A 19711-nucleotide genomic window follows, 5' to 3' on the forward strand; every position below is an offset into this window, starting at 1 on the left:
GTTCAGCGCGGGCAGGCCACGGCGTCCGTGCCGTCGTCCTCCACGGCGTCCGCGAACCCCTCGGGGTCCAGCTCCGGGGCGTACCCCAGGTCCTCGTGCGCCGGGCCCAGGTCCCAGTGCCGGCGGGTGTTCGCCGACACCGCCGGGTACCCGCCCAGGCGCACGCGGGCGGCGTCCACCTCCAGCGCCCGCACCACCACCCGCCGCAGGTCCGCCGGCCCCAGCCAGCTCGCCAGCTGCGAGCGCTTCTGCGGCTCCGGCACCGTGGCGCCCAGCCGCAGCCCCACCGTGCTCACCGGCCCGCGCCGCGAGGCCACGCCCGCCACCGCCTCGTCGAACGCCTTCGTCGCCCCGTAGGGGCAGCACGGCCGCGGCGGCCACGCCGCGTCCACCGGCACCCGCCCGTCCGTCTCGTGCGCGCCCATGGCGTGCACCGAGCTGGCGAACACCACCCGGCGCACCCCGGCGCGCGCCGCCGCGGCCAGCAGGGCGGCGAAGCCCTCCACGTTGGGACCGCGCAGCTCCTCCCACGCCGCCGTCGGCGCGGGGTTGCCCGCCAGGTGCACCACGGCGCCCACCCCGTCCAGGGCGCGCTCCAGGTCCGCCGGCTCGGTCAGCTCGCCGGTCACCACCTCCGCGCCGGGGTGCTGCGCCGCGGTGCGGTCGAACAGCCGCAGCGGCCGGTCCGCCAGGCCCGGCAGCAGCTGCCCGGCCACCCTGCCCGCCGCCCCGGTCACCAGCACGAGCTCCTCAGCCACCTCGGCAGCCTCCCGCACCCCCGGCCCGCCCGCCCCCCGGCGCGGGTCCGCTCCCTCCGCCCTGCGGCGCGCGCCGGCACGACGACCGGTGGACGCGCCGGGCGGGCCCGCGCCGCCACGATGACCGCCGTGCCCCCGACGCCGACGCCCGCGCCCGCGCGCGCCACCGCGCCCGCCGAGCGGGTCCCCGCCCCCGACCTGGCCCGCGGCGCGGTGCTGCTGCTCATCTGCCTGGCCAACGTCCACGTGTTCCTGCCCGCCGGCGGCGGGGGCGTGAGCGGCTACCCGGGCCCGGCGTCGATGTCGGCGGCCGACCGCGCGGTGGCGCTGCTGCAGAACTGCCTCGTCGACGGCCGCGCGTTCCCGGTGTTCTCGCTGCTCGTCGGGTACGGCACCTGGCAGCTCGCGCGCCGGCGCCTGCGGCTGGGCGAGGAGCACGAGCGCGTGCGCCGCCTGCTGCGCCGGCGCGGGTGGGCGCTGGTGCTGATCGGCGCCCTGCACGGGGTGCTGCTGTTCTCCGGCGACATCGCCGCCACGTACGGGCTGCTGCTCGTGGTGCTCGCCGGGGCGCTGGCCTCCCCGCGCCGCCGCGGCCTGGTCGTCCTGGCCGTCGCCGGCACCGCGCTGACCGCCGCGTCGGGGCTGCTGGCCGCGGTCCCCGTCGAGGGCGCGGCGGACGGCCCGGTTAGCTCCCTGGAGAGCGCGAGCCTGCCGGGCGCCCTGCTGGCGCGGGTCCTGGAGTGGTCCACGGGCACCGTCGCCGGGCCGCTGGTCGTGGCCGGCCCCCTGGCGCTGGGGGCGCTGGCCGCGCGCGCCGGGCTGCTGGAGGACCCCGCCCGGCACCGGCGCACCCTCGTCGTCCTCGCCGCCGCCGGCGTCCCGCTCGCCGCCCTGGGCGGGCTGCCGCTGGGTCTGCTGGCCGTCGGGGCGTGGCAGCCGGGCACGCCCGGCGCGCTGGCCGCCGGCGCCGTGCACGCCCTCACCGGCTGCGCCGGCGGGGTCGGCTACGCAGCGCTGGCCGGCCTGGTGGTGGCGCGCGCCGGGCGGGGCGCGTCGCTGCCCGCGCCGGTGCGCGCGCTGACCGCGCTGGGCCGGCGCTCGCTGTCCGGGTACCTGGGGCACTCGGTGGTCCTGGCCGCGCTGCTGCCCGCCTCCACCCTGGGCCTGGGCGCGCGCCTGGGCGTGGCGCAGGCCTCGGCGCTGGCGGTGCTCACCTGGCTGGTGCTGCTGCTGGGCGCGCTGGTGCTGGAGCGCACCGGCGGGCGCGGGCCGGCCGAGGTGCTGCTGCGCCGCCTGACCTACGGCCGCCCCCGCCCGGCGGTGCCCGTGCCGCACCTGCGCGTGGTGCGCTGAGCCGACCGCCCGGCTCGCGCGGGGCGCCCGCACCGCCGAGAGTGGGCGCGTGCCGGAGGGGGACAGCGTGTACCGCGTGGCGCGCACGCTGGACGCGCGGCTGCGCGGCACCACCGTGCGCGCCAGCGACTTCCGCGTCCCGCAGCACGCCACCGCCGACCTCGCCGGGGCGCGGGTGCTGGGCACCTCCCCGCGCGGCAAGCACCTGCTGACCCGCTTCGACCTCGACGGCGACGCGCTGACGCTGCACACCCACCTGCGCATGGACGGCTCGTGGACGGTCCTGGCCCCCGGCAAGGTGCTGCCCCGGCACCTGCAGCCGGACGTGCGGGTGCTGCTGCGCACCGACGGGCCCAGCGCCGCCGGGCTGAAGCTGGGCGTGGTGGAGCTGCTGCCCACCGCCGACGAGCACACCGTCGTGGGCCACCTGGGCCCCGACCTGCTCGACGCGGTCGCGCCCGTGGACGAGGTCGTCGCCGCGGCGGTGCGCAACCTGGCCGCCGACCCGCAGCGCCCGCTGGCCGCGGCGCTGCTGGACCAGCGCAACCTCGCCGGGCTGGGGAACCTGTGGGTCAACGAGCTGTGCTTCCTGCGCGGGCATCTGCCGACCCGCCCCGCCGGCGAGGTGCCGCTGGGACCCCTGGTGCGCCTGGCGGTGAAGCTGCTGCGGTTCTCCACCAGCCCGCGCGGGGCGCACCAGGTCACCACCGGCGACACCCGCCCGGGCCGGCAGCACTGGGTGTACGGGCGGGCCGGGCAGCCGTGCCTGCGCTGCGGCACGCCGGTCGAGGTGAGCGCGGAGGTGCCCGGCGACCCGGAGCGGCGCCGGACGTGGTGGTGCCCGCACTGCCAGCGCTGAGCCCGGCGCCACCGCCGGGACGGCTCGTCAAGAAGTCCTTGACGAGCCGCCGCCGTCAAGACATCCTTGACGCATGACCGCACCCCGACGGGCCCCCTCGCAGCGCCTGGCCCTCGTCCCCCTGCTGATCCCGCTGGGCGTCGCCCTGGTGCTCCTGAGCACCGGCGACCACCCCCTGCGCGCCGTGCTCCTCCTCGCCGTCGCCCTGGTGGGCGGCGTCCTCGGCGGCCTGGCGCTGCGCACCCAGGTGCGCCGCGCGAGGGTCGCGCAGGAGGACCGCGAGACCCTCGACGCCCTGGAGCCCCTCGGCCCGGCCGACGAGCGGGAGGCCCGGTGACCCTGACCGCCGGGCTCGACGAGGCCACCACCGCCCGGCTGCGCGAGCGCATCGCCGCCGCCGTCGTGGAGGCCGCCGGCACGCCCGGCGACCCCGCCGCGGACCCCGAGGGCACGCTGCGCCTGGTGGACGCCGCGCGCGTCGCCGCCGAGGAGACCAGCCGCCTGCTGCGCACCTCCATCGACGGCGCCCGCTCCGCCGGTCACCGCTGGGACGCCGTCGGCGCCGTCCTCGGCGTCAGCAAGCAGGCCGCCCAGCAGCGCTTCGGCTCGCCCACCGCCAAGCCCGGCCAGGACGCCGGCACCGGCGAGGGCGGCCGCCCGCGCCGGATCCTCACCCCCCTCACCGCCTTCGACGAGATGGAGGTCCTGGAGCGCGAGGGCCGCCGCGGCTGGCACGTCGTCGACTACGGCACCCTGTACCACCTCGTCGAGGCCTCCGAGCACCAGTGGGAGCACCTGCGCCAGCCGTGGAACCCCGCCGCGCGCCGGCGCCTGGAGGAGGGCGGCTGGACGCTGGTGAAGTCGATGACGTTCCCGTGGGGCTACTACAAGCGCCCGCTGGACCTGCCCGCCGAACCGTGAGGGCCGCGGCGGGCGCCCGTCGCCGGAGCGCTCAGCCGGCGCTGCCGCTCAGCGGGGCGGGGTCGCTGAACGCCACCGCGCCGTCCTCGCCGACGCGGGCGCGCACCAGGCTGCCGTAGCCCTCCTCGACGAGCTTGTCGAGCAGCGGCTGCATCCGCTTGGCCTGCTTCACCAGCGCCACCCGGTACCCCTGCGCGGCCATCTCGCGCTGCTTGCGCACCAGCTCCCCGGCGGGCGCGTCCGCCGGGTGCACCAGGGCGCACGAGCGCGAGCGGTCCTCGGCCAGCGCGACGTGGTCGGCGATGCGCTCGAAGCCGATGGAGAACCCGCACGCGGGCAGGTCCCGGCCGGTGAACCGGCCCACCATGTCGTCGTAGCGGCCGCCGCCGGCGATGGAGGAACCCGAACCCTCCAGCGCCATCTCGAAGATCGGCCCGGTGTAGTAGCCCATGCCGCGCACCAGGGAGACGTCGAACACCACGGGCAGCTCCGGCGCCGAGACCGCCAGCGCCGCACCGATCTCGCCCAGGCGCGCCACCGCCTGCGCGGGCACCGCCCCCGGCAGCGCCGCGGCCAGCGCGTCCGGCGCCGACAGGTCGGTGGTCGTCAGCAGCTCGCCCAGGGCGGACTCCAGCGCGGCGACGTGCGCGGCCTCGAACCCCTTGCCGCGCAGCTCCTCCATCACGCCGTCCAGGCCGACCTTGTCGGCCTTGTCGACGGTGATGAGGACGCTGCCGTGGTCGGCCTGCGCGAAGCCGCAGCCGGTGAGCAGGCCGGTGAGGACCTGCCGGTCGTTGATGCGCAGCGTCGTGCCGCCCAGGCCCAGGCGGGTCAGCGCCGTGTGGGTCGCGGTGACCAGCTCGACCTCGGCGATGCTGCCGGGCTCGCCGACGACGTCGATGTCGCACTGCACGAACTGCCGGTAGCGGCCCTTCTGGGGGCGCTCGGCGCGCCACACCGGCCCGATCTGCAGCAGCTTCGCCGGGGTGCGCAGCACCGCGGCGTTGGAGGCGACGTACCGCGACAGCGGCACCGTCAGGTCGAAGCGCAGGCCCAGGTCCGCGGCCTCACCGGGTTTGACGGCCTCGTCGGGGTCCAGGCCCCGGCGCAGCACCTTGAACAGCATCTTCTCGTTCTCGCCGCCCTGCCCGGACTCCAGGCGGCTGAGGTCCTCCAGCGCGGGGGTCTCCACCTCGTCGAAGCCGAAGGAGCGGTACACCTCGCGGATCACCCGCAGCGCGTGCTCCCGGCGGGCCTTGTCGGCGGGGAGGATGTCGCGCATGCCGCGTGCGGGGACGACCTTCGGAGCCATGCCCCGATCCTAGTGGCCGCCCCCGGCCCCTCCCCGGGCCCGGGGGAGGGGCCGGGGGCGGTGTCAGGAGGGGGCGTCGCGGGCGACGAGGTCCTCCAGGGTCGCGCGGGCGCCGCGCTCGTGCAGGGACGCCAGCGTCGCGGTGTACTCCGCGACGAAGCGCTCGTCGTCGACGAGGTCGCCGAAGAGGGAGCGGTCCTCGATGAACGCCGTCGGCTCGGTGCGGTTGCGCTGCGCGGTGGCGACCAGGCGCTGGGCGAGGCGGTCGGAGACCTCGATGGGCTCGCCGTCCTCGTCGACGCCCTCGGCGTAGCGCGCCCAGCTCGCCACGACGGCCGCGCCGCGGAAGAACTCCCCGCCGTGGGCGAGCTGGTGGCGCACCACCGGCAGCAGCCACTTGGGGATGCGGTCGCTGCTCTCGTTGCACAGGCGGGCGACGGTGTCGCGGACCTCGCCGTTGGAGAAGCGGGAGATCAGCTCGCGCCGGTAGGCGTCCAGGTCGATGCCCGGCACCGGCGGCAGCGTGGGGGTGCCCTCGCGCTCCATGTACGACAGCAGGAACCGCGCGAACAGCGGGTCCTGCACCACCTCGTGCACGAGGCGGTAGCCGGCCAGGTGCCCGAAGTAGCACAGCGCCTGGTGGCTGGCGTTGAGCAGGCGCAGCTTCATCAGCTCGTACGGCTCGACGTCGGCGACGACCTGCACGCCGGCGTCCTCCAGCGGCGGGCGGCCCAGGGGGAAGTCGTCCTGCACGACCCACTGGGTGAACGGCTCGCAGACCACCGGCCAGGCGTCCTCGATCCCGAAGCGCTCGCGCACCTCGGCGCGGTCGGCGTCGGTGGTGCCGGGGGTGATGCGGTCGACCATGGTGTTGGGGAAGGCCACGTGCGCGTCGACCCAGGCGCCCAGCTCGGGGTCCTTGGCGGTGGCGAAGGCGACGAAGGCGTGCCGGGCGAGGTCGCCGTTGCCGGCCAGGTTGTCGCAGGACATGAGGGTGAACGGCGTCAGGCCCCGCTCCCGGCGCCGGCGCAGCGCCTCGACGACGAGGCCGAAGGCCGTGCGCGGCACGGCGCCCCCGGCGAGGTCGGCGGCCACGCCGTGCTCGTCGAGGAGGAACTCGTGCGTCACCGCGTCGATGTTGTAGCCGCCCTCGGTGATGGTGAGGGAGACGATGCGGATGCGCGGGTCGGCCATCACCTCGACCGCGGCGTCGGGGTCCTCCGGGGCGAGGGTGAAGTCGAGGATCGAGCCGACCACCCGCGGCTCGCGGCTGCCGTCGGGGTGCTTCAGGACGAGGGTGTACAGCCCGTCCTGGGCGTCCATGACCTCCTTCATCCGCGCGTCGTGCGGCAGCACCCCGATCCCGCGGATGCCCCAGTCCAGCGCCTTGCCGTCGTTCATCAGCCGGTCCAGGTACATCGCCTGGTGCGCGCGGTGGAAGCCGCCCACGCCGAGGTGGACGATGCCCGGGGTGACCGCCGAGCGGTCGTAGGAGGGCACCGGGACGGCCTCGCCGATCGCGGCGAGGCCCGCCGTCGACAGCGGGGTCGTGGAGGTGGTCGAACTCACTTGACGGCTCCGAGGGACAGGCCCTGGACCAGCTTGTCCTGGGCGGCGAAGCCGGCCACGAGGACCGGCAGCGAGACGACGGTGGCGGCGGCGCACAGCTGCGCCAGGAACAGGCCCTGGCTGGTGACGAAGCCGGTGAGGAACACCGGGGCGGTGCCGGCCACCGTGGCGGTGAGCGTGCGGGCGAGCAGCAGCTCGTTCCAGCTGAAGATGAAGCAGATCAGGGCGGTGGCGGCGATGCCGGGGACGGCGACCGGGGCCACGATGGAGCGCAGCGTGCGGATCAGCCCGGCGCCGTCGATGGACGCCGCCTCCAGCATCTCCCCGGGCACCTCGGCCAGGAACGACTGCATCATCCACACCGCGATCGGCAGGTTCATCGCCGTGTAGAGCACGATGAGCATCCAGATGTTGTCCACGAGCCCGGTGTTCAGCGAGAACAGGTACAGCGGCAGCAGCCCGGCGACGATCGGCAGGAACTTCGTGGACAGGAAGAAGAACATCACGTCGGTCCACTTGCGCACCGGCCGGATCGACAGCGCGTAGGCCGCCGGGATCGCCAGGCACAGCACGATCGCGGTGGAGATCAGCGAGGCGCCCGCGGAGTTCAGCAGCGGCGCGGCCGGGGAGGAGTCGAAGAAGGCGCGGTAGCCGTCCAGCGTCAGGGAGGCCGCGACCGACGGCGGGTTCGTCGCGGCGTCCTCCTCCGAGTGCAGCGAGGTCAGCACCATCCACAGCACCGGTGCGACGAAGAGGAAGCCGACGACCCAGGCCAGCACCGCCCACAGCGGGCTGCTGCGGTCCATGCGGCGGGCCTTCTGCTCGCGGCGCGAGGTGGGCACGTGCGGGTGGGAGGTCCCGCGGGCGGGGGCGGTGGCGGTGCTCATCGGCCGGCCTCCTGGTTGAACATGGACGAGACGGTGCGCAGCGCGAACGTCGCGATGACGATCGTGGCGATGACGACGACCACGCCCATGGCCGAGGCGAGCCCGTAGTCCTGGGCGGAGAAGAACGTCTGGTAGATCGTGTAGGGCAGGTTCGCGGTGCCCAGGGAGCCGGCGGTGATGGTGAACACCGCGTCGAAGTTCTGCACGATGTAGATGGCGCCGAGCAGGCCGCCCAGCTCCAGGTACTGCCGCAGGTGCGGCAGCGTGAGGTACCGGAAGATCTGCCAGGAGTTCGCGCCGTCCATGCGGGCGGCCTCCACGGCGTCGGCCGGCTTGGACTGCAGCCCGGCCAGCAGGATCAGCATCATGAACGGCGTCCACTGCCAGATCAGCGCGGCCTCGATGGCGACCTTGGGCGCCAGCGTCAGCCAGTCCGGCTGCGGGGGGTTGTCGCTGCCGAACAACCCCCACAGCGCGTTGAGCAGGCCGTTGAAGAGGCCGTAGGAGGGGTTGAACAGCGCGTGCTTCCACAGCAGCGCGGCGGCGATGGGCACGACGAGGAACGGCGCGATCATCATGGTGCGCACGATCCCGCGGCCGGCGAACCTCCGGTCCAGCAGCAGCGCGATGAGCATCCCCAGCACGAGGCTGACGAGCACCACGGTGACGGTGATGACGACGGTGCTCCACACCGACGAGCGCAGCGAGGCGTCGGTGAACACCCGCGCGTAGTTGCCGAAGCCGGCGAACCCGCGGTCCTCGGGGTGGAAGGCGTTCCAGTCCATGAACGAGATGACCAGGGTGGCCACGAACGGGAGCTGGGTCACGACGATCGTGAACACCAGCGCCGGCATCAGGGGGGCGCGGCGGGCCCAGTCGGCGGCGCGCCGGGCCGAGGCGGGCCGCTGCGCCAGGGACGGGCCGACGTGCGGCTGGGGTCGGGTGGGGGTGCTGCTCGTGCTCACTTCGGGCCTCCGGCGTCCGGTCAGCTGCGGTACTGGTCGGTGACCTGCTCGACGGCGAGGTCCTGCGCGAAGTCGAGCGCCTGGACGACGCTCTGCTTGCCCGCGATCGCCGCGCTGACGCCCTGGGACGACAGGGTGCCCAGGTTGGCGAACTCGGGGATGGCGACGAACTGGATGCCCGGTGCCGGGCGCGGCTGCACGCCGGGGTCGTCGGGCCTGGCAGCGTTGATGGCCGCCTGGGTGGGTTCCCAGAACGGGCCGGCGGAGCCGCGGTAGTCGCTGTTGGCGTAGGTGGAGTTCCGCTTGCCGGCGGGCACGTTGGGCCAGCCGATCTCGTTGCCGACGAGCTCCTCGTACTCCTTGCCCGAGGCCCAGGAGATGAACCGCCACGCCAGGTCCTGCTTGGCGGAGGCGGCCTGGATCGCCCAGGACCAGGCGAACAGCCAGCCGGAGGACTCCGTCTGCTCCACCGGGGCGGGGGCGTAGCCCATCCTCCCGGCGACGGGGGAGTCGGCGCTCTCCAGGCTGCCGGCGGCCGACGTCGCGTCGTACCACATCGCCACCTGGCCCTGCGTCATGCCGTTGAGGCACTCCGTGAACCCGGACTGCGGGGCGCCGAGCTGCCCGTGGGCGCGGACGAGGTCGACGTAGAACGTCGTGGCCTCCACGAACGGGCGGTCGTTGACGCGCGCGGTCCAGTCCTGCTCGAACCAGGTGCCGCCGAAGGTGTTCACCACGGTGGTCAGGGGCGCGAACACCTGGCCCCAGCCGGGCAGGCCGCGCAGCGCGATGCCGCGCATCCCGCCGGAGGTGCCGTCGACCCGCGCGGCGATCTCGGCGACCTCGCGCCAGGTGGGGCGCTCGGGCATCGTCAGCCCCTGCGCCTCCAGCACGTCGGCGCGGTACATCAGGAACGAGGACTCGCCGTAGAACGGCTCGGCGTAGACCCTGCCGTCCTCGCCGGTGAGGGCCGTGGAGAGCGGTTCGAGGACGTCGCCCTGGTCGAAGCCGGGGTCGGCGGCGATGTGCTCGTCCAGGGGGGCCAGCCAGCCCAGCTTGGAGTAGAACGGCACCTCGTAGTTGGAGATCGAGGCCACGTCGTAGGTGCCGGCCTGGCTGGAGAACTCCTGGGTGATCTTGTCGCGCACGTCGTTCTCCGGCAGGACCGTGTAGTTCACGGTGATGCCGGTGCTCGCGGTGAAGTGGTCGCGGGTGAGCTGCTGCAGGTCCACCATCTGCGGGTTGTTGACCATCAGCACGTTGATGCTGTCGTCCCCGCCGCCGCCCACGGCGTCGCCCGCCCCGGCGCAGCCGCCCAGCAGGGTGGCGCCGCCGATCCCCGCCAGCGCACCGCCCATCGCCGCGCGTCGGCTCGGGGTGGCGCGGGGAGTGCGCCGTCCGACCATCGTCCCTCCATCGTCGTCGTCGACCGGTGTGCGGGCCGGCACGGGCCGCGGGGCCGTGGCCCTGGGGCCTTGCCTGCGCTCAGATGAGCGGGATACTCTCAAGCGAGCGTCAGTGTTCTCGCGAGCGCTCGCGTTGTCAACCGCTCCCGGGAGGTGCCGTGGCGAAGGTGCCCGCGCAGGGGGCGACGACGTCCGGGCTGGCCCTGGCCGCCGCCGTCGCCCGGCGCTTCTACGTCGAGGACTGGACGAAGGTCCGCATCGCCGAGGAGCTCGGCGTCAGCCGCTTCAAGGTCGCCCGCCTGCTCGCCGACGCCCGCGACGCCGGGCTCGTGCAGATCCGCGTGCTCACCCCGCCCGCGCTGGACGGCGAGCTCGGCGAGGCCCTGCGTGCGCGCTTCGGCCTGCGCGCCGCCTACGTCGTGCGCCCCGACGGCCAGGACGTGCCCGCGCAGCGCCGCGCCGTCGCCCAGTTCACCGCCGGGCTGCTGGAGGAGACCGTCGCCCCCGAGGACGTCGTCGGCCTGGCCTGGGGCCGCACCGTCTCCGCCCTCGTCGCCGCGCTGTCCGCGCCGCTGCGCGCCCGCTTCGTGCAGCTCGCCGGCGCCCTGCCCCGCCCCGACGTCGAGGGCAGCGCCGTGGACCTCGTGCGCCACGCCGCCGAGGCCACCGGCTCCTCGGCCGCGACGTTCTACGCGCCGCTGGCCGTGCCCGACGCCGCCACCGCCGGCAGCCTGCGCTCGCAGCCCGAGATCGCCCGGGCCCTGGCCGAGCTGGACACCCTCACCCGCGCCGTCGTCTCGGTGGGCGCCTGGCTGCCGGGGGAGTCCACCGCCCTGGACTCCCTGGACCCCGCCACCGCCGAGCACCTGGCCGCCGCCGGCGTCGTCGCCGAGGTCACCGGGGTGCTGCTGGGCGCCGACGGCGCCGAGGTGCCGGGCCTGGCCGACCGCGTCGTCGGCGTCAGCGGCGAGCAGCTGCGCCGCACCGGCGAGGTCCTGGCCATGTCCACCGGCGCGGCCGGCGTGCGCGCGGGGGCCACCGCCGCCGTCCTGCGCAGCGGCCTGGTGGGCACCCTCGTCACGCACGCCGACCTCGCGCGCGCCGTGCTGGACCTGCCCGGCTGAGCGGACCTGCCCGGCTGAGCGGGCCGGCCCGCCGGCGTCAGAAGCCGACGACCTCGTGCGGCTCGTACGGCGCCTCCAGCTCAGCGACCTCCTGCTCGGTCAGCTCCAGCTCCAGCGCCGCCAGGGCGTCGTCGAGGTGGTGCGGCTTGGTCGCGCCCACGATCGGCGCCACGACGACCGGGTTGCGCGCCACCCACGCCAGCGCCACCTGCGCGCGCGGCACCCCGCGGCGCCCGGCCACCCGCGCCACCGCCTGCACGATCCGCTCGTCGGAGTCGCGGTAGAGCGTCTTGCCGAACTCGTCCTTCTCGGAGCGGTTCGTCGCCGCGTCCCAGTCGCGGGTGAGCTTGCCGCGCGCCAGCGGGCTCCACGGGATCACCCCGACGCCCTCGTCCGCGCACAGCGGCAGCATCTCGCGCTCCTCCTCGCGGTAGAGGAGGTTGTAGTGGTCCTGCATGGTGGCGAAGCGGGTCCAGCCGTTCGCGTCCTGCAGGTGCAGGGCCTTGGCGAACTGCCACGCCCACATGCTCGAGGCCCCGATGTAGCGGGCCTTGCCGGCCCGGACGACGTCGTGCAGCGCCTGCAGCGTCTCCTCCACCGGCGTGGTGGGGTCCCAGCGGTGGATCTGGTACAGGTCGACGTGGTCGGTGCCCAGGCGGCGCAGGCTGTTGTCGACCTCGGTGAGGATCGCCTGGCGCGACAGGCCCGCGCCGTTGGGGCCCGGGCGCATCCGCCCGTTCACCTTGGTCGCCACGACGACCTCCTCGCGCGGGACGTGCTTGAGGAGGACCTCGCCGAGGATCTCCTCGGAGGAGCCGTTGGAGTACACGTTGGCGGTGTCGAAGAAGTTCACGCCCGCGTCGAAGGCGCGGCGCAGGAAGGGGGCGCTGTCCTCCAGGGGCAGCGTCCACGGGTGCCCGCCGCGGGCCGGGTCGCCGTAGCTCATGCAGCCCAGGCACAGGCGGGAGACCTCCAGGCCGGTGCTGCCCAGCTTCACGTAGTCCATGGATCGATCCTGCCCGCGTCCGTCCCGCTCCGCCCTTCGCCGGGGGCGAACGCGGAATTGAGCGGAGGGGGCTCACGTTGTGTGAGTCGAAGGCGCTCGCCCCGGGCGCCGTGGATCGTCCCAGGAGGACAGCCGTGAACACCCTCTCCGTGTGGAACCGCCGCACCCCGTTCGAGGCGGCCTTCGACGCGCAGTTCGACACCCTCGTCCGCCGCGCCTTCGGCCCGCTGACCCCGGCGAGCACCGGCCGCACCACCGGCTTCGTGCCCGCCACCGAGGTCGTCCGCGACGGCGACGACGCCCTGGTCCGTCTGGAGCTGCCCGGCGTGGCGCTCGAGGACGTGACCGTCGAGGTCGACGCCGACCGCCTCGTCGTGCGCGGCGAGCGCAAGGACACCCGCACCGACGCCCAGCGCGGCCGCAGCGAGGTCCGCTACGGCAGCTTCCGCCGCTCCTTCACCCTGCCGGCGAACACCTCCGCCGACGCGGTGAGCGCGGCCTACGACGCGGGCGTGCTCACCGTCCGCGTGGCCGGTGCGCACACCACCGCCCAGCCGACCCGCATCGCCGTCGCCACCGCGGCCCCGCAGGCCGTCGAGGCCGGCGAGAGCGCTCAGGCCCCGGCCGAGCAGCAGGTCGAGCAGCCCGCCGAGCAGGGCGAGCAGCAGGGCGAGTGACCCCCGCCCCGCGGTGGCCGGACGGCACGACCCCCGGCCACCGCGGGTTCTCGCACGTCCGTGGTCGTGGGTCGTCCGCCCCGGGCGCTCAGGTGCCCAGGGAGATCGAGCTGTGCAGCAGGGCCGCGTGCACGAACGCCTGCGGCAGGTTGCCGCGCAGCTGGCGCTGGGACACGTCCCACTCCTCGGCCAGCAGCGCCGCCGGCCCGCACGCGGCCCGGTTGCGCTCGAAGAACCGGAACGCCTCCACGTGCTGCCCGTCGGCGTGCAGCGCCTCGGCCAGCAGGAACCCGCACAGCAGGAACGCCCCCTCCGTCGATCCCAGCGGCATCGAGTCGGGGGAGTAGCGGTAGACGTAGTGGTCCTCCACGAGGTCGCGCCGCACCGCCGCCAGGGTGGCCCGCTGGCGCGGGTCGTCCAGGGGGACCGCCCCGTGCAGCGCCGGGCGCAGCAGCGCCGCGTCCACGCCCGGCTGGCCCGGGCTGCGCTGCCAGCGCCCCTCGTCCGGGTGCAGGCAGCGCCGCGAGGTCTCGGCCAGGACCGCGTCCGCCAGCGTCGCCGCGCGCACCGCGTCCGCCGGCGGGCACACCGCCGCGATGCTGCGCAGCCCCGCCACGCACTCCAGGCGCGAGTGCGCCCACCAGTCGTCCTGCAGCTCCCAGATGCCCGCCTCGGGCTCGCCCCAGCGCTGCTCGATGGCGCTCACCGCCGCCTCCACCGCCCGCCAGCCGTCGGCGTCCAGGCGGTCGTGCTCGATCGCCGCGGCCAGCAGCTGCAGCACCGTGCCGAACACGTCGAGCTGGAACTGGTCGCGCACGTGGTTGCCGGCCACGTCCCACCCGCCCGGGTAGCCGGGCAGGCCGGTGGCGCGCTCGCCGGGCACCTCGAGCCCGTGCACGGTGTACGCCGGCCGCAGGTGCGGGCCGTCGGCCAGCACCCGCTGCACCACGAACGCCACGAGGGTGTCGAAGAGCGGGTACGGGCCCCCGCACGCCGCCATCGCCAGCCCGGCGTAGCACTGGTCGCGCACCCACGCGTAGCGGTAGTCGTAGCTGCGGCCGTTCTCGGCGTGCTCGGGCAGCGACATCGTCGCCGCCGCCACCATCCCGCCGGAGTCCGAGGTCAGCCCGCGGATCACCGCGTAGGAGTGCCGCGCCTCCGTCGGCGCCACCGAGTGCGCCACGTCCGGCACCGCTGAGCGCCAGGTGTGCATCGTGGAGGCCCAGGCGTGCTGCGGGTCCACCGGGTCCGGCAGCTGCGCGTCGGACACCTCCAGCACCAGGTCGTGCCGGCCCCCGGCGGGCACCCGCAGCCGGGCGGTGAAGACCCCGTCGTCCACCTCGGCCTCGGCCAGCCCGGACAGGCGCACCCGCAGGCCGTCGGTGCGGGCGCTCCAGCGGCCGTCGTCGCCGCGGCGCACGTCGCGCAGCGCGCGGGTGCCGAAGCGGGCGCGCAGGTCCAGCACCACCTCCACCTCGGCGTCGCCCTCCGCGGCGCGCACCTGCCGCAGCAGCACCGCCCGGTGCGGGTCGCTGGGCATCGCCATCGCGTCGCGGCACTCGATCGTGCCGTCGCCGCGGCTGGTCCAGCGGTGCCGGAAGACGAGCGTGCCCTCCTCGTAGTGCCCGCCCCACACGAACGGGTGGGTGGGGGTGACGGCGAAGACCCCGCGCCCGCCCAGCAGCGAGGCCAGGACCGCGTCGTCGTGCCAGCCCGGCGCGCACATCCACACCACGGCCCCGCGCGGGCCCACGACCGCCCCGCGCGCCCCGTCGGCCACCAGCGCGTAGTCGCGCAGCACCTGCGGGGGGAAGAGCGCCCGGACCTCCTCGGGCGTCACGCCGCCGGTCCCCGGGCCCCCGTGGTCAGCAACAGCTTGCCCACGTGCGAGGAGCCCTCCATCACCTCGTGGGCGCGCGCGGCGTCCTCCAGCGCGAAGCGCTCGTGCACCACCGGGCGCACCGCCCCGTCGGCCACCAGCGGCCACACGTGGTCGCGCACGCTGGCCACGACCGCGGCCTTCTCCGCCGCCGGGCGCGCCCGCAGCGTCGTGGCGTGCACCGAGGCGCGCTTGACCAGCAGCTTCCCCAGGTCCAGCTCCGCGCGCGCGCCGCCCTGCGTGCCGATGACGACCAGGCGCCCGCCGGTGGCGAGCACGTCCACGTTGCGCCCCAGGTACGGCCCGCCCACCACGTCCAGCACGACGTCCGCGCCGGCCGGCTCGAAGGCGCGCACGGCCTCGACGAAGTCCTCCTCGCGGTAGTTCACCCCGAGCTGCGCGCCCAGCTCCGCGCAGCGGGCCAGCTTGTCCGCCGAGCCCGCCGTCACCGCCACGCGCGCGCCGACCGCCCGCGCCAGCTGCACCGCCATCGTCCCGATGCCGCTGGAGCCGCCGTGCACGAGCAGCAGCTCGCCCGGGCGCAGCCCGGCCAGGGTGAACACGTTGCTCCACACCGTCGCCGCCACCTCCGGCAGCGCCGCGGCGTCCACGAGGTCCACCCCCGCCGGCACCGGCAGGAGCTGCCCGGCGGGCACCGCGACCCGCTCGGCGTACCCGCCGCCGCCCAGCAGCGCGCACACCTCGTCGCCGGCGGACCAGCCCGCGACGCCCTCGCCGACGCCCTCCACCCAGCCGGAGACCTCCAGGCCCGGGTTCGGCGGGGCGCCCGGCGGCGAGGGGTACCTGCCCAGCCGCTGCATCACGTCGGCGCGGTTGACGCCGGCGGCCGCGACCCGCACGACCACCTCGCCCGGGCCCGGCTGCGGGTCCGGCAGCTCCACCACGCGCAGGGCCCGCGGGCCCCCCGGCTCTTCGACGACCACGGCACGCACGCCGCGACACTACGTCCGGGGCGCCGTCCCCGCCCCCGGTGCGCTCCCCGTCCCCCCGCCCGCCAGCAGCTCCCGCGCGCGCGCCAGGTCCTCGGGCACGTCGACGTCCAGGTGCTCGCGCGCGCTCACCGGCACCTCGACCACGCGCGCCCCGGGCGCGGTGAGCAGCTCGCGCACCGGCCGGCCCGCCACGGCCGGCAGCGCCGCCAGCACTGCGCGCGCGTGCGCGCGCCGGTACGCCGACAGCAGCGGCTGGCGCCGCCCGGTGCCGTCCACGCCCACCGCCGCGTCCACCGGGCCGCCCCCGCCGTCCCCGCCGTGCGGGCCGCCCCCCAGCGCCGCCAGCAGCCGCGGCACCGCCGTCGCCGCGAACGGCTGGTCCCCGCCCAGCAGCACCACGGGCGCGTCCGGGTCTGCGGCCGGCGCGGCGCCCGGGGCGTCCAGCGCGGCCAGCGCCGCCGCGAAGGCGGCCAGCGGCCCGCCGCCGGGCGGCTCCTCGCGCACCGACGGCACCCCCGGCGCGCGCGCCGGGCCGGCCAGCAGCACCGGCCAGCGCGGCACCAGCCGCGCCAGCAGGTGCCCCAGCACGTCCGCGCCCCCCAGCGGGGCCGCCAGCTTGTCGGCCCCCGCGGTGCGCGCGGCGAACCGCGTGCCCCCGCCGCCGGCGAGCACGACGACCACCGCGCCCGCCCCCGCTCCGCCCGGAACGACTCCCACCGGTTCCCTCCGCTCGACGCGCCGCCTGCCGATGGTCCGAACGAGCGGTTCTGCCCCTCCCCGCTCACGCCCGGCACCCCGGGGCCCGAGAACAACAGACGTCTGCTCGAGCACCGGTGGCCCCTTCACCGCTCACCATCGCTTACGGAAGGTCGACATGCTGCGGAACCTGAGCATCAGAGCCAAGCTCCTGGCGCTGCTCGCGGTACCCCTGATGCTGCTGATGCTCGCGGTCGCGGCGATCACCGCCGTCTCGGTGGAGTACGCGGACGCCGAGCGGGACCTCGCGAACTTCACCGAGAAGTCCCCCGAGAACGACGCGCTGCTGCACGCGGTCCAGCAGGAGCGCCTGCTGACCGTGCAGTACGTCACCGCGCCCGACGAGGAGCTGAAGGGGCGCGTGGCCGCGGCCCGCACCGTCACCGACCAGGCCGTCGCGAACGCCACGCGCGCCGCGCAGGACTCCGGCGTCGAGTTCGACGAGGGCGGCAAGGTCGCGGTGCTCGAGCGCTTCGGCGTCGCCGCCGCCTCCACGCTGCCGCAGGTGCGCGCCGCCGTCGACGGCCAGCGCACCAGCGCGCTGAGCGTCGTGAACACCTACAACGACATCCACGGCGCGGTCGCCGACGTCACCATCGCCGTCGCCGACGACTCCAGCGCCCGCGAGATCGCCGGCCCCCTGGCCGCCACCGGCTTCCTGTACCGCGAGATCGACGCGCTCTCCCAGGAGCAGCTCGCCGGCCTGCTGGTGCTGCGCGGGCAGGGCGGCACCGAGGTGCGCACCCTGCGCCAGAACGCCGTCGCCTACCAGGCCTACTTCGAGCAGCAGGCCGTCGCCCGCCTGGGCGAGGAGGGCAACGCGATCCTGACCCGCACGCTGCGCGAGCAGGCCTCGATCAGCGCGCAGGCGTTCCTGAACCAGGACCGCAACCTGTTCGACGCCACCCCCGCCGGCGCCGTCCCGGCCGTGAGCGAGGCCGACTGGCTGGCCCACACCGACGCCCACATCGAGGTCTACCAGCAGGCCGCCGACGCGATCATCGCCGACGCGACCGTCCACGCCCGCGAGAACGCCGACGGCACCCTGGTGTTCACCGTCGTCGTCGTCGCCGTCAGCGTCCTGGCGTTCCTGGGCACCGCGTTCTTCGGCGTGCGCACCGCGCGCGGCATCGGCACCCGCCTGCGCGCCCTGTCCGCCGCCGCCACCGAGGTGCGCGACGAGCTGCCCCGCATGGTCGAGCGCATGCAGACCCCCGGCGAGGGCCCGGGCGTGGAGTACAGCCCGCTGCCCGTCACCAGCGGCGACGAGGTCGGCCAGGTGGCCCACGTCATCAACGACCTCAACGAGACCACGTTCCGCATCGCCGGCGAGCAGGCCGCGCTGCGCGCCTCCATCGCCGAGATGTTCATCAACGTCGCCCGCCGCGACCAGGCCCTGCTGGCCCGCCAGCTCTCCTTCCTGGACCAGCTCGAGCGCACCGAGGAGAACCCGGACACCCTCGAGGACCTGTTCACCCTCGACCACCTGGCCACCCGGATGCGGCGCAACGCCGAGTCCCTGCTCGTCCTGGCCGGCATCAACACCGGCCGCCGCCTGCGCCGCCCGCTGCCGCTGTCGGACGTCGTCCGCACCGCGGCCGGCGAGATCGAGCACTACGACCGCGTCGACCTGTCCCTGCAGGCGGACCCGCCGGTCGTCGGCCACCTCGCGCTGTCCCTGGCGCACCTGCTCGCCGAGCTGCTGGAGAACGCCACCAACTTCTCCGACCCCGGCACCCGCGTCGTCGTCGGCACCGCCGAGGGCGAGCGCGGCGTCGAGGTGACGATCACCGACACCGGCATCGGCATGGACGAGGAGGAGGTGCGCGCCGCCTCCGAGCGCATCAGCGGCGGCCGCGCCAGCGAGTTCGTCGGCGCCCAGCGCCTCGGGTTCTACGTGGTGGGCCGCCTGGCCGGCCGCCTGGACCTGGACGTCTCCTTCCGCTCCACCGAGGGCGGGGGCACCACGGTGACCCTGCTGCTCGGCCCGGCGCTGTTCACCCCGGGCAGCGTCGCGGCCGGCCAGCCGGAGCTCTCGGTGCACGACGCGGCCCCGGCCCTGCCGTCGGCCCCGTCCCCCGCCGAGCCCGCCGCCGAGCCCGCCGCCCAGCCGGCCGCCGAGCCCGCCGCCGCGGCGGCGCCCGCGGAGCCCGCCGCCCCGTTCGCCGCCCCGTCCACCGCCCCGCTCACCGCCTCCGGCCTGCCCTCCCGGGCGGCCCGCGGCGCGAACCCGGCGGCCCCGGCGGAGCCGAACTCGATCGTGGCCAACCCGCTCGCGGCGGAGGGCGTCAGCGACGCCCTGTCCGCCAGCCTGGAGCAGTCCGCCGCGCACGCCGCCGCCGAGTCCGGCGCCGGCGCCCCGGCCCCCCAGGTCACGCGCCCCGGCCGCACCCTGCCCACGCGCCGCAAGCCCACCCGCGGGGCCGGCGCCGAGGAGGAGCGCGCCACCTGGGACGCCCCGCAGGCCCCCGCGGCCCCGGCGGCCCCGGTGGCCGCGGCGGAGCCCGCCTGGCAGCCGGTGACCGCGCCGGAACCCGGCGCCGGTGCGCCGGCGGCGATGCCCAAGCGCGAGCGCAGGGCCGAGGCCCCGGCCGCGCTGACCCCGGCGCAGGACATCCTGCCCCGCGGCGGCCGCAAGCCCCGCACGGTGCGCGACTCGATCACCCCGCCCAAGACCGCCGCCGAGGCGTTCTGGACCTCCCGCCGCCGGGGGGCGGAGCAGGGCGGCGACGAGCCGGCCACCGCGCCCGCGCCCGCCGAGCCCGCCGGGCTCGTGCCCGCCCAGGGCGGCGCCCCCGAGGCGGCCCCGCAGGCCGCCCCGGCCGCCCCGGCCGCCCCGGTCCCGCCGGTCGAGCCGGTCGCCCCGGTGGCCGACGCCCCGGCCGCCCCGGTCGCCGCCCCGGCGGCCGACGCCCCGGCGCCCGCGCCGGTGGCCCGCACCGTCGGCGACACGCTGCGCCAGCGCAACGCGCTCGCCGCCGAGGCCCTCTCCGCCCTCACCGAGGGCCAGGGCTTCAACCCCGCCATGGGCACCGGCTCGGCGCCCCTGGTCCGCCGCCAGGCCGGGGCCACCCCGGCCGCGGCCAAGCCGGCCCCGGCCCGTCCGGCCGCCGCCCGCCAGCGCCGCGCCCCCGCGGACGTCCGCTCGATGCTGTCCGGCTTCCAGGCCGGCGTCTCGCGCGGGCGCGCCGAGGGCGACGCGACCGGCCCCGCCCGCCCGGGCGGTGCCGATGGCGACGCCTGAGCCCTCCCGCGGCCCGGTCCCCGGGGCGGGGGGGGCCCGGGG

General features: G+C 76.4%; 17 protein-coding genes. 7 read left to right on the forward strand and 10 right to left on the reverse strand.

Going from position 1 to position 19711, the window contains the following annotated elements; all coding sequences use genetic code 11:
• Positions 1-2: 2 nt before the first annotated feature.
• Positions 3-758 carry an NAD-dependent epimerase/dehydratase family protein gene (locus ACRYR7_RS03220; protein ID WP_432570619.1) on the reverse strand — a complete coding sequence of 252 codons (756 nt, stop codon included), beginning with the start codon at positions 756-758 and terminating at the stop codon, positions 3-5.
• Between the two features lie 129 nt (positions 759-887).
• Between ACRYR7_RS03220 and ACRYR7_RS03225 the strand changes: the two genes are divergently transcribed.
• From ACRYR7_RS03225 to ACRYR7_RS03240, 4 genes are all read left to right on the forward strand, one after another.
• The gene (locus ACRYR7_RS03225) at positions 888-2111 is read left to right on the forward strand and encodes a DUF418 domain-containing protein (protein ID WP_432570620.1); all 1224 of its coding nucleotides are present in this window, start codon (positions 888-890) and stop codon (positions 2109-2111) included.
• Positions 2112-2160: 49 nt separating this feature from the next.
• On the forward strand, positions 2161-2970 hold the full coding sequence (locus ACRYR7_RS03230) for a DNA-formamidopyrimidine glycosylase family protein (protein ID WP_432570621.1): 810 nt from the start codon (positions 2161-2163) through the stop codon (positions 2968-2970).
• Positions 2971-3043: 73 nt separating this feature from the next.
• Positions 3044-3307 carry a hypothetical protein gene (locus ACRYR7_RS03235; protein ID WP_432570622.1) on the forward strand — a complete coding sequence of 88 codons (264 nt, stop codon included), beginning with the start codon at positions 3044-3046 and terminating at the stop codon, positions 3305-3307.
• Entirely contained in the window at positions 3304-3891 is a 588-nt protein-coding gene (locus tag ACRYR7_RS03240) for a hypothetical protein (protein WP_432570623.1), read from the forward strand. Before ACRYR7_RS03235 ends, ACRYR7_RS03240 begins: the two co-directional genes overlap by 4 nt.
• A gap of 31 nt (positions 3892-3922) precedes the next feature.
• On the opposite strand, the gene hisS is transcribed toward ACRYR7_RS03240, so the two are convergent.
• From hisS to ACRYR7_RS03265, 5 genes are all read right to left on the reverse strand, one after another.
• Positions 3923-5203 (reverse strand): histidine--tRNA ligase, encoded by a 1281-nt coding sequence (gene hisS / locus ACRYR7_RS03245; RefSeq protein WP_432570624.1) that lies wholly within the window; start codon positions 5201-5203, stop codon positions 3923-3925.
• A 63-nt stretch (positions 5204-5266) separates the two neighbouring features.
• Positions 5267-6772, reverse strand: coding sequence for a mannitol dehydrogenase family protein (locus ACRYR7_RS03250; RefSeq protein WP_432570625.1), 1506 nt, complete (start codon positions 6770-6772; stop codon positions 5267-5269).
• Positions 6769-7659 (reverse strand): carbohydrate ABC transporter permease, encoded by an 891-nt coding sequence (locus ACRYR7_RS03255; RefSeq protein WP_432570626.1) that lies wholly within the window; start codon positions 7657-7659, stop codon positions 6769-6771. The genes ACRYR7_RS03250 and ACRYR7_RS03255 overlap by 4 nt, the downstream gene beginning before the upstream one ends.
• Positions 7656-8624, reverse strand: a complete 969-nt coding sequence (locus ACRYR7_RS03260; protein ID WP_432570627.1) for a carbohydrate ABC transporter permease — start codon at positions 8622-8624, stop codon at positions 7656-7658. Before ACRYR7_RS03260 ends, ACRYR7_RS03255 begins: the two co-directional genes overlap by 4 nt.
• Before the next feature lie 20 nt (positions 8625-8644).
• Entirely contained in the window at positions 8645-10030 is a 1386-nt protein-coding gene (locus ACRYR7_RS03265; protein ID WP_432570628.1) for an ABC transporter substrate-binding protein, read from the reverse strand.
• Positions 10031-10188: 158 nt separating this feature from the next.
• On the opposite strand from ACRYR7_RS03265, the gene ACRYR7_RS03270 reads away from it, so the two are divergent.
• Entirely contained in the window at positions 10189-11154 is a 966-nt protein-coding gene (locus tag ACRYR7_RS03270) for a sugar-binding transcriptional regulator (protein ID WP_432570629.1), read from the forward strand.
• 37 nt (positions 11155-11191) lie between these two features.
• On the opposite strand, the gene ACRYR7_RS03275 is transcribed toward ACRYR7_RS03270, so the two are convergent.
• Entirely contained in the window at positions 11192-12160 is a 969-nt protein-coding gene (locus ACRYR7_RS03275) for an aldo/keto reductase (RefSeq protein ID WP_432570630.1), read from the reverse strand.
• A gap of 134 nt (positions 12161-12294) precedes the next feature.
• On the opposite strand from ACRYR7_RS03275, the gene ACRYR7_RS03280 reads away from it, so the two are divergent.
• Complete coding sequence (locus ACRYR7_RS03280) at positions 12295-12837, forward strand: Hsp20/alpha crystallin family protein (RefSeq protein ID WP_432570631.1); 543 nt, start codon at positions 12295-12297, stop codon at positions 12835-12837.
• A gap of 88 nt (positions 12838-12925) precedes the next feature.
• Here the strand turns inward: ACRYR7_RS03280 and ACRYR7_RS03285 are convergent, their stop codons facing one another.
• The 3 genes from ACRYR7_RS03285 to ACRYR7_RS03295 are packed head-to-tail and all read right to left on the reverse strand — an operon-like array spanning position 12926 to position 16386.
• Positions 12926-14677 carry a glycoside hydrolase family 15 protein gene (locus ACRYR7_RS03285; protein WP_432570632.1) on the reverse strand — a complete coding sequence of 584 codons (1752 nt, stop codon included), beginning with the start codon at positions 14675-14677 and terminating at the stop codon, positions 12926-12928.
• Positions 14674-15669 (reverse strand): NAD(P)H-quinone oxidoreductase, encoded by a 996-nt coding sequence (locus ACRYR7_RS03290; protein WP_432570633.1) that lies wholly within the window; start codon positions 15667-15669, stop codon positions 14674-14676. The genes ACRYR7_RS03285 and ACRYR7_RS03290 overlap by 4 nt, the downstream gene beginning before the upstream one ends.
• A 9-nt stretch (positions 15670-15678) precedes the next feature.
• Positions 15679-16386: an NTP transferase domain-containing protein gene (locus ACRYR7_RS03295; RefSeq protein WP_432570634.1), complete on the reverse strand. Its 708-nt coding sequence runs from the start codon at positions 16384-16386 to the stop codon at positions 15679-15681.
• Positions 16387-16543: 157 nt separating this feature from the next.
• Here ACRYR7_RS03295 and ACRYR7_RS03300 point away from each other — a divergent pair, with 157 nt between their 5' ends.
• Positions 16544-19669, forward strand: a complete 3126-nt coding sequence (locus ACRYR7_RS03300; protein WP_432570635.1) for a sensor histidine kinase — start codon at positions 16544-16546, stop codon at positions 19667-19669.
• The last annotated feature ends 42 nt before the right edge of the window (positions 19670-19711 follow it).

This window comes from Kineococcus gurbantunggutensis (assembly GCF_050871925.1).
GTDB lineage: Bacteria > Actinomycetota > Actinomycetes > Actinomycetales > Kineococcaceae > Kineococcus.

What these genes read in the sequence shown, in the direction of transcription:
- ACRYR7_RS03255 (WP_432570626.1), bottom strand. Translation starts at nt 7,659, where the DNA reads ATGAGCACCGCCACCGCCCCCGCCCGCGGGACCTCCCACCCGCACGTG.
- ACRYR7_RS03300 (WP_432570635.1), top strand. Translation starts at nt 16,544, where the DNA reads ATGCTGCGGAACCTGAGCATCAGAGCCAAGCTCCTGGCGCTGCTCGCG.
- ACRYR7_RS03275 (WP_432570630.1), bottom strand. Translation starts at nt 12,160, where the DNA reads ATGGACTACGTGAAGCTGGGCAGCACCGGCCTGGAGGTCTCCCGCCTG.
- ACRYR7_RS03235 (WP_432570622.1), top strand. Translation starts at nt 3,044, where the DNA reads ATGACCGCACCCCGACGGGCCCCCTCGCAGCGCCTGGCCCTCGTCCCC.
- hisS (WP_432570624.1), bottom strand. Translation starts at nt 5,203, where the DNA reads ATGGCTCCGAAGGTCGTCCCCGCACGCGGCATGCGCGACATCCTCCCC.
- ACRYR7_RS03265 (WP_432570628.1), bottom strand. Translation starts at nt 10,030, where the DNA reads ATGGTCGGACGGCGCACTCCCCGCGCCACCCCGAGCCGACGCGCGGCG.